At 44.7% G+C, this 11,516-nt stretch carries 10 protein-coding genes and 2 pseudogenes; 6 read left to right on the forward strand and 6 right to left on the reverse strand.

Features of this window, described 5'->3' with window-relative positions:
* Positions 1-278: 278 nt before the first annotated feature.
* The 3 genes from ACYVR3_RS09235 (at position 279) to ACYVR3_RS09245 (ending at position 3,280) form a co-directional block, all read left to right on the forward strand.
* Positions 279-1,559 (forward strand): SLC13 family permease, encoded by a 1,281-nt coding sequence (locus ACYVR3_RS09235; protein ID WP_461244007.1) that lies wholly within the window; start codon positions 279-281, stop codon positions 1,557-1,559.
* A 12-nt stretch (positions 1,560-1,571) separates the two neighbouring features.
* Positions 1,572-2,591 (forward strand): lactonase family protein, encoded by a 1,020-nt coding sequence (locus ACYVR3_RS09240; RefSeq protein WP_461244008.1) that lies wholly within the window; start codon positions 1,572-1,574, stop codon positions 2,589-2,591.
* A gap of 248 nt (positions 2,592-2,839) precedes the next feature.
* Positions 2,840-3,280 (forward strand): hypothetical protein, encoded by a 441-nt coding sequence (locus tag ACYVR3_RS09245; RefSeq protein WP_461244009.1) that lies wholly within the window; start codon positions 2,840-2,842, stop codon positions 3,278-3,280.
* 65 nt (positions 3,281-3,345) lie between these two features.
* On the opposite strand, the gene ACYVR3_RS09250 is transcribed toward ACYVR3_RS09245, so the two are convergent.
* Together ACYVR3_RS09250 and rpsU are read right to left on the reverse strand one after the other, a co-directional pair.
* Positions 3,346-3,792, reverse strand: a complete 447-nt coding sequence (locus ACYVR3_RS09250) for a GatB/YqeY domain-containing protein (RefSeq protein ID WP_054732980.1) — start codon at positions 3,790-3,792, stop codon at positions 3,346-3,348.
* A 140-nt stretch (positions 3,793-3,932) separates the two neighbouring features.
* On the reverse strand, positions 3,933-4,118 hold the full coding sequence (rpsU, locus tag ACYVR3_RS09255) for a 30S ribosomal protein S21 (RefSeq protein ID WP_054655423.1): 186 nt from the start codon (positions 4,116-4,118) through the stop codon (positions 3,933-3,935).
* A gap of 272 nt (positions 4,119-4,390) precedes the next feature.
* Here rpsU and ACYVR3_RS09260 point away from each other — a divergent pair, with 272 nt between their 5' ends.
* From ACYVR3_RS09260 to ACYVR3_RS09270, 3 genes and pseudogenes are all read left to right on the forward strand, one after another.
* On the forward strand, positions 4,391-5,230 hold the full coding sequence (locus ACYVR3_RS09260; RefSeq protein WP_054732977.1) for a pyruvate, water dikinase regulatory protein: 840 nt from the start codon (positions 4,391-4,393) through the stop codon (positions 5,228-5,230).
* A 180-nt stretch (positions 5,231-5,410) separates the two neighbouring features.
* Positions 5,411-5,935: pseudogene (locus tag ACYVR3_RS09265) on the forward strand (NADPH-dependent FMN reductase); the annotation flags it as partial.
* Positions 5,936-5,980: 45 nt separating this feature from the next.
* Entirely contained in the window at positions 5,981-6,274 is a 294-nt protein-coding gene (locus tag ACYVR3_RS09270; RefSeq protein ID WP_461244045.1) for a GNAT family N-acetyltransferase, read from the forward strand.
* A gap of 92 nt (positions 6,275-6,366) precedes the next feature.
* Here the strand turns inward: ACYVR3_RS09270 and pbp4 are convergent, their stop codons facing one another.
* The 4 genes and pseudogenes from pbp4 to ACYVR3_RS09290 all read right to left on the reverse strand — a co-directional run bounded on the left by pbp4 (position 6,367) and on the right by ACYVR3_RS09290 (position 11,509).
* Positions 6,367-8,328: a penicillin-binding protein PBP4(5) gene (gene pbp4 / locus ACYVR3_RS09275; RefSeq protein WP_461244010.1), complete on the reverse strand. Its 1,962-nt coding sequence runs from the start codon at positions 8,326-8,328 to the stop codon at positions 6,367-6,369.
* 206 nt (positions 8,329-8,534) lie between these two features.
* A complete protein-coding gene (locus ACYVR3_RS09280; RefSeq protein WP_461244011.1) occupies positions 8,535-9,464 on the reverse strand; it encodes a deoxyribonuclease IV in 930 nt (309 codons plus the stop codon).
* Entirely contained in the window at positions 9,461-10,687 is a 1,227-nt protein-coding gene (locus tag ACYVR3_RS09285) for a CDP-glycerol glycerophosphotransferase family protein (RefSeq protein ID WP_461244012.1), read from the reverse strand. The genes ACYVR3_RS09280 and ACYVR3_RS09285 overlap by 4 nt, the downstream gene beginning before the upstream one ends.
* A 15-nt stretch (positions 10,688-10,702) precedes the next feature.
* Positions 10,703-11,509 (reverse strand): annotated as a pseudogene (locus ACYVR3_RS09290) (ABC transporter permease).
* Positions 11,510-11,516: the final 7 nt, after the last annotated feature.

Here is an 11,516-nt window from a genome sequence, read left to right on the forward strand (position 1 = left end):
AAGCAAGATCAAAAGCCGTCAGTTTTTGAAAAACATGAAAACTGACGACTTTTTTGAAAGGTATGAATAATTCAGGTCAATATATCCAGCACTTTTATATTTTTAAAGCGCGAGCAATTGTGGCCTTTTCGACAAACTAACCACCTCTACCAAACAAGCAAAATAATTAATTTTTAGATTTATGTTTGACAGTGAGCAAAGTTATCCTGTATACTGAAGTCACTTTTAGGTTTACCGGTTTCCTTAACGATAAAAATATCAGTTAAGGAGGACTAGCTATGTTAAACACCATCATTGGGTTATTATTACTACTCACATTCGTGGGTTTCATCATTTTTGTTATGCGTGGTGGTAACATCATGATTGGCTTTTTGGTTATGGCGCTACTATGGACGGTTATCGGGGGCATACCGTATAAAGAGGCCATTAACAATATCTTCTCACAACCTGCATTGGATTATGGTTCAACGATCATGGTCATTGTTTTTGGTTCATGGTTTGGTCGCGTATTAGTGGATACAGGCATCGCGGGCGAAATCAGTGAACAAACTGTTAAGGTGAGCTATAAACGACCAATCACTGCGACTATTCTAATTTGTTTTGTAACCGCTTTTATTTTTACGAGTTCTTATGGTGTTGGCGCCGTGATTGCAATCTCTGTTATTCTGCTACCAATTCTAGAATCTCTCGGATTATCTAAGAATGTTGCTATTACAGCCTTTGTAATGTCAATCGGCGCACCCATGTACGTCAACATTGTAATTATCAAACAACTGCAATTGTTCTTTCCCAAAGTCATTTACGGTGCCAAATACCTGACTTACGGATTCTCCGCAATGTTCATTCAAATGCTGGTCGTTGTTGTCTTTATTCTCTTACATGCAAAGTCAATTCATAAAAACGAAGCACCATCTGAAGCCGTAACGTCTACCGAACCAGACAAAAAAAGAGTACCAAAAATTGCGTATATCTTACCTATTTTTCCGGTTTTCATGAACTTAGCCTTTCAATGGCAGCCAATTCCGGCCTTAATGATTTCCATCTTCTTAGTCCTATTAATTACTGGCAAACTAAAGAGTTATAAAGGTGCCATGAAAATTATCAATGACACTATCAAACAAGCTATCACCGACATTTCAGGATTGATCATCATGTTACTTTTCCTAACCATGTTCAGTGCCGCGGCCGTAAAAAATACGGCCCGCTTCAGTGGAATTCTTCAAGCCATCGTTCCTCACAATCCTTGGGTTTTAGCAATCGCATTCGGTATCTTAGCGCCACTGGCACTATTCCGGGGACCGTTAATGGTTTGGGGCGCCGGTTCTGCCACTGCCGCCGTATTAGCAGCTACTGGTTTCTTTAATCAATACTTTGCCTTTGCCGTAATTCTAGTACCCGGTGTCTCGATTGCTATTTCTACTTGTATCACACAATCATGGAATTTATGGATCGTTGAAAACTACCAGTTGGAAGTAAAACAGTTCTTGAAAACTGGTGTACCATTCGGCTGGATCAGTAGCATTTTAAATCTGCTGTTGGCCGCTGCAATGTTTAATTAGGAGGCATACTTAATGCAACTCATTTTTGGAACTTACACCAAAGGCTTATTTACTAGTAATCTAAACCCGGAAACGGGTCAGTTAACGGACCCAATCAAAATTAGTCATTTAGAGGAACCAACCTACTTCGACCTCACCACTGACCAACAATTACTGACAGTAGGTCGTATCGACCAACGTGGCGGCGTCTTTAATTACAAACTCGAAGATTACAAACCGTTACTACCGTTAGACCAAGCTACAACCAGTGGTCCCACTCCGGTCCATGTCCATGTACTAGATAATTTAGTTTTAGTCAGCAACTATCAAACTGGCGTTGGTCAAATCTATCAATTAACTCGAGATGGTCAAATCACCCTGACCGATCAGCTCCAGCGAAGTGGAAGCAGCGTCCTCCCACAACAAACCACCAGTCACGTGCATTTTATGACTTTAGCACCTGATGGCCGTCTGTTAGTACTAGATCTGGGAACAGATGAAATACTGACCTACGATTTCGATAGGAGCACAGGTCAATTAGGTAAGCAAGTCGCCAGCTTCCGAACACGTCCCGGTTTTGGCCCCCGACAACTTTACTTTGATCGACATACCGATAACGATGCATATGTATTAGGTGAACTAGCAAGTCAAGTGGCAGTATTACACTACTCATCGGATACCGGCACGTTTACTCAACGACAACTTATTAGTACCCTCCCTGATGACTGGATCGGTAATACCGGTGGAGGTGCCATTCAATTATCAGCCGATGGTCAATTTTTGTACGCTTCAAACCGCGGTCATGATTCAATTGTTATCTATCAAATTCAACGAATCAGTACTGGCCCTCACCTTCAATTAATTGATATTGTCAGTTGTCACGGCGTTTTTCCACGAGATTTTTGCTTAACCCCAGATGGCCAATATCTCGTTGTTGGTAATCAAAGAAGTAACTCTGTGGTAACGTTTAGAATTGATAAAACAACTGGTCGTTTAACTGTTATTGACAAAATCAAAGTGCCAGAACCCGTTTGTGTCAAAGTAATTAATTAATAGCTCATATATCCGAGTAGCCTAGGTCTTTCTGGGAGCCGATGTCATCAATGATAAGCAATTCTAGTTGATTGACGTTGTTTGGCGGCGTCACTTTATTTAATTTTTTTGAACTATCTCAGTAAATCATAGATTTTTGAGATAACAAAAGCGATAATTTAAAACAAAGATTAGTGGCCGAAAATTCTATCTTTACCCGCCAATCTCCCCAGATTATACTAAAACTATCTACTGAGGAGGTTTTTACATTGCAAGGTAAATTGGTTTTAGGAATCTTAGCATTCAGTCTAACATTAGGAGTGTCTACTTTCAGTCCTACTTCAGCTCAGGCTAAGCAAAAAGTATATCACACGACACCGTCTTATTTACGTGGAACTTGGTATTGTTATAACGGTGGTTGGCAACGGGCAAAAATTACCGCACATACTTTTCGCTATAATGATTATATATATGGCGGACATCAATATATAACCAGTAATCATCTCGAAGTCGATAGCTACAATCGAGCTCACCATAGTTGGAGCATTATGGATTCTCGCTCTGAGGGCGGCAACAGCGTTTACCGTGGTGGTAAAATGAAAATTAACGGTAAATATCACCGAGTTATGATTGTTGATGGCACTATGCTATTCACTCATTTTAAAACGAAGCATCATTACACCATTCCAAAACGATTACGTTCATTTTAATTCAAAAAGGCCCGGAGCAACGATCAACCGTCGTTGTTCCGGGCCTTTTAAAAATTAATTCTAACTTACTTGCTCAACAGTGCCTTAACCGTCTTGTTAACGATAGCGCCATCAGCGCGACCCTTTAACTTAGGCATTACGGCACCCATGACCTTACCAAAGTCGCCCATTGAGCTGGCGCCGACTTCAGCAACCGTATCGGTCACGATTTGCTTCACTTCGTCTTCGCTCAATTGCTTTGGCGCGTACTTTTCAACGAGTGCGATTTCAGCATCCAACCCGTCAACTAAGTCTTGGCGGTTGGCAGCGGCGAATTCTTCGCGTGATTCTTTACGTTGCTTGAGTTCCCGTGACAAAACGGTTAACTCATCGTCGTCGGTCAAGTCATGACCCAACTTTACCCGTTCGTTCGTTAAAGATGCTTTGATCATTCGAATCACGTTCAAAGCAACCTTATCGTGGGCCTTCATGGCCGTTTTCAAATCTTCAGTTAATGTATCTGATAATGACATTGTTGGAACCTCCCCAAAATTTTCATGATGACTTGTCACTCCTATTATACCCGTATTTGGTCAAATAGGACACTTCACGCTTCAATCGTTCAAAGCCATCAAAAAAAGTCCCCATCGAAACAGGGACTTTTTAAAAGCAATTAGAAACGCTTCTTGTTCTTACGTTTTCTTGCTGCTTCTGATTTTAATTTCTTCTTAACACTTGGCTTTTCATAAAACTCACGTTTACGGTATTCTTGTAAAGTACCGCTTTTTGAAACGGTTCGTTTGAAGCGCCGAAGAGCATCGTCAAGAGACTCGTTTTTGCGAACGACTGTCTTTGTCATGTAAATCCCTCCCTCCGAGCTCAAGTAGTAACCGTCTGAAATCAAGCAACACAAAAGCACTCGTTCCAACAGTTCTTTTTAATTATACCTACCAAAGGTCTCCCCGTCAATAACTGTTCACATTTTATCTCAACTTTTTATAACTTTTATTAACGACGTTCGCATAATGGCCTTTTGATCGTCAAACCACCGCAACCCACTGTCAGAATCAGCCTAATATCGTTGACTATGGTAGAATAAAGTTAAACGCAATTCATGGAGGCATCAGCTTTATGGCAGAGACACCTGAAATTGAAATTTTTCTGATTTCCGATTCATCCGGTGAGACTGCGCTAACCGTTGCGCAAACGGCAGTGGCTCAGTTTCCCGATTTAAAAGTGAAGTATCAACGGTTTCCGTTCATCCAAACCGCATCGATTCTGAGCGGCATTTTAAACCTCGCTGCGAAGAACAACGCCGTCCTTTACTACACGCTTGTGACGCATCCGCTCAGCGAACAGGTTGCCGACTTTGCGGCTAAGCACAACCTGCAATCATTTGATTGTATCCAACCAGCGATGGCCGTTTTGGCAAACCGCAGTGGCGTCAAACCCGCCTCGATTCCAAGCATGAACCATAACCTGACCGATACGTACTTTGACCGCATCAGCGCCATGGAATTCGCGGTGGCTTACGATGATGGTAAAGATCCAGCTGGTTTGTTGAAGGCTGATCTTGTGATTCTAGGCGTTTCCCGGACATCTAAGACGCCGTTGTCGCTTTTCTTAGCCAACCGGGGAATCAAGGTGGCCAACTTACCACTCTCGCCAAAGTCACAGTTGCCCGATGAAATCTGGCAGGTCAACCCTAAAAACATCATCGGTCTCACCAATAGTCCCAAAGTACTTCGGCGCATCCGGCAACAACGGATGATCTCATACGGTTTACCAGCCGAGAGTGCTTACTCTGACACCGAAAAAATCAAGCAAGAACTGGAATATGCCGATGAGATTTACAAGAAGATCGGTTGCCTAAAGATCAACGTTGCCAACAAGTCCATCGAGGAAACGGCAACCTTGATTCTCGAAAGTCTTAACCTTGAACCAGCAGAAGTTGACACCATTCGTGACTAATCTCACATTAAGTAGCAGTTGTTTGTTGAGCAACTGCTATTTTTTATGGTTCCTTAGCGAATTTTTGTTAAATTCCAGCGAAGCCTACTCAAATCAGCTTAAATCGAGTAAAATGAAAGCGGTTAATTAATTCGATTTCTGATTCATTGTAGCCATCATAAATCTAACGTAGGAGTGATGATTTTGAAAAAAATTGGCTTTTTAGTTGGGAGTTTGCGTCGCGGGTCCTACTCTAAAAAATTAGCGAAGACGCTGGCAACACTATTACCTTGCGACATGCAACCAGTAATGCTTGACATCAGCCAACTGCCCTTATTTAACGACGACCTTGACGTTGAGGGACCAACGCCAGCAGCTTGGGTGACTTTCCGGGAACAAGTCGATGCCATCGATGCCATGGTAATCGTAACCCCAGAATATAACCGCTCCATTCCAGGCGTGCTTAAAAACGCCATGGATATCGGCTCACGGCCAGGCAATCATTTTTACGGCAAACCAGCGCTAGTTGTCTCTAATTCAATTGGATCAGCTGGCGGCTATGGTGCCAACCATCACCTTCGCCAAACCTTCACTACCTTAAACATCATCCCGGTTCAACGGCCTGAAATGTATATCGGTCATACCAACACGATGTTTGATGAACACGATTTAGTGAAAAATCAAGGCACCTTAGACTACCTGCAATCCGGCATCCGGGCTCTGGTTCGGGTATTAACGTTGACGTCACTGGCTGACAGTGTAAACAACGTTTTGGAAGAAAGTACGGATCCCCTGTCACTGCAATTAGAACCCGGTCACTTTTTCCACAAAGACGATAATGATCAAATTGTTGCCGAAGTTAAATTTGAGTATCAAGACGACACCACAATTGTCATTAAAAGCACCGTGGTTGACGGTCAATTCCGTGGCAAGGGCATCGCCCGTCAACTCATTGCGCGCGTCATCACCTTTGCGCAGGTTTATGATTTGAAGATCGTGCCAGAGTGCTCATATGCTAAGGCGTTCTTTGAAAAGAATCCAGAATACGCTAACTTGTTGCGTTAAGCACAAGCAACTTTAAGCCTTAATAACCAAAAAAGCACGTTGCAACTTCTCAACTGAAGCTGCAACGTGCTTTATTCATTTTCAAATTATTACTAATACAACGTTTTAACGTACGGTTTCATCGCCGTTACTAACGTCCCACTATCGGAATTTTCCATCAAACTCACCGTCAAATACGTGTTTTTGTCAGCATCCATCACCGCTAAGAACCCGTTCGTCTTACCGTTGGTATCTTGTGTTTGCTTCAATTCCGCCGTTCCAGTCTTGGCCGCAATGGTGTGGCCAGACAACGCTAAGCCGTGAGCGGTACCAGTCGCATCAGAAACAACGTGGGTTAAAGCCGTTTCAACCTTAGCCGCATCCTGTGCTGCAAAGACTCGCGTTCGTTTGGCCTTAACCCCCTTAATCAAGGTTGGCTGCTGCATGATACCGTGGTTAGCAATGGCCGAATACATGGTTGCCTGTTGAATCGGCGACAGCAAGAGTTGTCCTTGACCATACGCCGTATCCGCCAGTAAGGTATCGCGATCAAGCTTCCCAGAATTAGAAATCTGTGCTTTGGTCATCGTGAGCGGTAAGCTACTCTGCGTCTTGAATAATGGATCAAGCCCTTTCAAATAAGCACTCGCCCCCATCTTCAACGCAACTTGAGCAAACCAGATATTATCGGAGTTCACCAACGCCTGTGTCATGTTCTCACGACTATCCGCAACCGTCCGCGTGACTTGATAGCTCCCCCAACTGGCATCCTTTTGCCACTTCAAGCCATTGATTGATTTCGTTGTTTTAGACGTAATCGTTCTATTCTGTAGCGCAATCGCCGCCGTTAGCATTTTAAACGTCGAACCCGGCGCGTACCGTTGGGTAAACCGACTCACGAACGGTAAGTTTTTATCATTGGCGTACTGATCGTAGTCGGTTTGCGAAATGCCGTTCACGAATTTATTCGGATCGTAACTCGGGCTACTTGCCAAAACAAGCAGTTGTCCGTTATTTGGATTCATCGTGACAACACTACCCGCTTTACTGCCAAGTTGTTGATAAGCTTTCTTTTGCTGAGTAGCATCAATCGTTAACGTTAAGTCCTTGCCTGGCCGGGCTTGGGTCTGTAATAAGGTGGTCGTTTCATCCCCATTTTGCAGATAGAGCACCCCGCCATCGGTCCCTGAAAGACGCTTATTATAGGTTTGCTCCACCCCCGCTTTACCGATTACATCGGCACTCGTCAGTTGTGGATTCTTTTTAATGTCATCCGCCGTCACTTGACCAACGTACCCAATTAACTGGGCAGCGGCTGACCCGAGCGGATAGGTGCGTGAATCAACGGTTTGATAATCAACCCCCGCTAATGTCGGTGTCTTGGTGACTACTTTAACTGGCACCAACGTTTTCGGCGTAACCCAAGATTGGTTGACCAACGTTTTGAGGGTTGCGAGTTTTACGTTCCAAGCTGTAGCGATCTTTTGTAAATTTTGATTTCGTTTGGCGCCACTACCTAAATTACCAGGAATGATACCTGCCTGAACCCGTTTTCCATTCTTCGCCAAGAGTTGGTGGTTCCGGTCATAAATCTGCCCCCGCGTGGCCGTCACCGTTCGAAGCTGAATGACGTCCTTACCTGACATGCTGGGCAAAATCATTTTCGGTGACCAGCGTACTCGCCACTGCTGGCCATCTTTAACAATGGTGGTGTGGTAGTGTTGCGGCTTTAACTGCCCAATTTTAGTGGTAATGGCCGCAGTGAACCGCAAACTGTACGTGTCGCTAGACTGCTTTTTGACGGTTTGATTGGCAATCTTGATTTTGCTGACGCCCATCCGCGTAAAGGCAGCGGTATTTCGCGTTGCTAGTGATTTAGCTGTATAGCCCTTCAAGTGCTTGGTATCAACTTGTTGTGCTAATTGCGTTGATTTTTGGTTTGCAAATGCCGTGACGTAGCGCGTTGCGGTTTGCTTAACCGCGTGTTCAGTTCGATAGTGGTCGTACGTCACCCCACCCGCAATGGCTAAAATGACAACGCCCGCTCCAGTGATGATGGCGAGTTTCTTATTCATCTGCTTATCCTCGATTTTATAAGTTATCGTTAATTGCAGTTATTATACTGCTTTTAGATCCCGGTTAGCGTAATATTTTTCGATAAATTCCACTTACCGAATTGGCTGTGTGCTTCAATGCTTACGCCGACCAATTTTCATTCAGTAAAACTCAAAAACCGGCCAGTCTCACGTCAAACAGAGAACTAGCCGGCACTCACAAACGCTTACGACAACCCTTCATCAAAGGCTGCTTGCGCAATTACATTCGCTTCAATATTTGGATTAAATCGTTGTTGCCGCAACATCGCCACTTCGTAACCGTATGGCGGTAACTTCTTTTTCTTGTTTTCAGGATCAGGAATGACCCACGGCGTTTCCATGATTTTAGGCACGCTGGTCAACGCTGGATGATGGGCAACGGCATTCAGCGCCTCAAACCCAATCGTCCCTAGTCCGAGGAGTTCGTGCCGGTCTTTGTGACTCCCTTGCGGATTCTTAGAATCATTCAGGTGAACCACCTGAAGCCGGTCCAAGCCAACCACGTCATCAAAATGCTTCAAAACACCGTCAAAATCACCAACAATATCATAACCTGCATCGTTCGTGTGACAGGTATCAAAACAAACCGACAGCTTTTCATTATCGTCAACTTGTTCAATGATCTGAGCAAGTTGTTCAAAGGTGATCCCCACTTCGGTCCCCTTACCCGCCATAGTTTCCAACGCAATCTTAACCGTTTGATCCGGGGTAATAATTTCGTTTAACCCTTTTGCGATTTGCGCGATGGCCGCATCTGGACCAGCACCAACGTGGGCTCCCGGATGAAGTACGATTTGCGTTGCACCGAGCGCTTGGGCGCGTTTAACTTCTTCGCGTAAGAAATCAACGGCAAACGGGAAATTTTCGGGTTTGATTGTGTTCCCTAAGTTGACAACATAAGGTGCATGAACAACAACTTGTTCAATACCGTGCGCCTTCATGTACGCCTGACCCGCATCAATGTTTAACTCGTCAATTGGCTTGCGACGGGTATTTTGTGGTGCCCCCGTATACACCATCATCACGTTTTCACCATAACTCGCTGCTTCCTTGGCTGAACCAAGGAGCATCTCCTTACCCTTCATGCTGACGTGTGACCCAATTAATAATGTCATTTTTGAAATCCCCCATTCATGACGGCAACCACTTGTTTGGCTGCCGTACCCGTTTCCCACTCACAGTATTTTTGTTGAAAGGCCGCTAACTTTGGTCGATAAGCCGCAAAATCACCGGCTTGCGCAAATTGGTCCAACGCCTGCATCATCTGCGCCTCATCCGTTGCCAACGGTCCCGGAATCTCAGCCTGATAATCAAAGTAAAAGCCCCGCAGTTGATCCCGATAATGGGATAAGTCATACGCATAAAACAACATTGGTCGGTCTAGGTTCGCAAAGTCAAACATCACGGACGAATAATCGGTGATCAGTAAGTCGGTGATCAAGTACAGCTGGGCAATATCAACGTCCGCTAAAATTTTAACCCGGTCTTCGAACCCCCGAATATCAATATGGTCTTTAACGAGGTAGTGTGGCCGGATCACCAACACCGTTTCCGCACTCACATGGTTGAAAAAGGTTGCCAGATCAAACGGTAATTGGAAATGGTATTGCCCCGTTTTAATCGCGTCATCATCCCGCCAAGTTGGCGCATAAGTCATCACCGTGGCGCTGGCATCGCCCACCAATTTGGCTTTCAACTGCGACACCACTTCCGGGCGATTATCCCGGTATAACACGTCATTTCGAGGATACCCCACGGCTAAGAAGTGGTTGTTGAACCGAAATGCAGATTTAAAAATTTCACGTGAATAAGCATTTGGCGCAATCAAGTAGTCCCAACGACTGGCCTCTTGCGTAAATTGTTTGGCGTAGTTTTCAGTAGTGGTGCCGGGAATCGCCACGTGTTCAATGTCAGCGCCCAACCGTTTCAGCGGTGTGCCGTGCCAAGTTTGAATATACGTAGTACCCCGGTTCTTTCGCCACCAATTGGGTAACCGGGAGTTCAGGACCCAGTACCGGGCATGGGCCATTAGCCACACCCACTTCAACGAAAACCGCTTTACCAGTTGAATATCCGGATACTGTTGTTGCAGACGTCGATAGTGCCGTGGCTTGACACCAAAGTACGCTGTTTCAACCATTTCTGGGTGTTCTGCCACCAATTCTCGGTAAATTGCGGCCGGGTTATCGTTGACATCGTTACCGTTAAAGCTTTCAAACATGACTAACTTCGGATTTGTCGGGATACAAATAAACCCATCGTTCAACACGATGAGTCCATAACGGATCACGATCTTCAATCCCTGAATCACTTGACGCTTCAGTTGTTTGATTGACATCGTTCTCCTCCTAAATTAAATTAAATCAACGAACCGTGACCGGAATTTGTAGTGCAGGTGCGACCCAACGAGCAGGAAGAACAGCACGAATAACCAAAATTCCAAGGTCAACGTTGGCCGTTGCCAGAACCAACCTTGCCCCATCAATGATTCCCGGAAGCCGGAAACCACGTAGAAGAATGGGTTCAGTTGTAAGATTCGCGTAACGATTGGTGGAAAGGCGCCTGATTCAAAGTTAAACAGGACGCCAGATAATTAAAACAGCATCCGCATCACGGATTGTAAGAGCACGTGGTAATCTCGAATCAAAACGGAAACGGCTGAGTTAAAGATCCCGAACGCCAGTAAGAACACAAGCATGCAGATAAAGTAGTAGATGGATTCAAACCAGTAGATGCTTGGCCGAATCCCGTATAATAGACTCACGACAACTGAAATCACTAACATCGTCCAAAACGAGCTCAGGTTAGACACGATTTTAATCGTTGGTAAAGCCGATACCGGGAACTTCATCTTTGACACCATGCCGACCCGCTGGTAGATACTCTTTGACGCATCCAAGGTAGCTCGGTTCATGAAGAACCAAGGCGTGATCCCAATCATCATCCAAGGCAGGTAATCAACACCGTTACTTTGACCGTGCTTTAACCCGACCCCGAACACTAACCAGTAGATACAAATTTGAATCAACGGGTAAAGGTATTCCCAAACCATCCCGAGATAATGGCTTTGATAACTTGCCCGGTCTTCATAACTCGAAATCCGGAAAATGATCCCCAAACTGTGAAACTGCTCTTTAAATAAGGTTATGACCTCTTTCAAAGGTTAA

Source organism: Secundilactobacillus muriivasis (assembly GCF_054785195.1).

Bases quoted from the DNA above. Each gene is read 5' to 3' on its own strand.
- rpsU (WP_054655423.1), bottom strand. From the start codon at position 4,118: ATGACAAAGACAGTCGTTCGCAAAAACGAGTCTCTTGACGATGCTCTT.
- ACYVR3_RS09235 (WP_461244007.1), top strand. From the start codon at position 279: ATGTTAAACACCATCATTGGGTTATTATTACTACTCACATTCGTGGGT.
- ACYVR3_RS09250 (WP_054732980.1), bottom strand. From the start codon at position 3,792: ATGTCATTATCAGATACATTAACTGAAGATTTGAAAACGGCCATGAAG.
- ACYVR3_RS09285 (WP_461244012.1), bottom strand. From the start codon at position 10,687: ATGTCAATCAAACAACTGAAGCGTCAAGTGATTCAGGGATTGAAGATC.
- pbp4 (WP_461244010.1), bottom strand. From the start codon at position 8,328: ATGAATAAGAAACTCGCCATCATCACTGGAGCGGGCGTTGTCATTTTA.
- ACYVR3_RS09260 (WP_054732977.1), top strand. From the start codon at position 4,391: ATGGCAGAGACACCTGAAATTGAAATTTTTCTGATTTCCGATTCATCC.
- ACYVR3_RS09280 (WP_461244011.1), bottom strand. From the start codon at position 9,464: ATGACATTATTAATTGGGTCACACGTCAGCATGAAGGGTAAGGAGATG.
- ACYVR3_RS09240 (WP_461244008.1), top strand. From the start codon at position 1,572: ATGCAACTCATTTTTGGAACTTACACCAAAGGCTTATTTACTAGTAAT.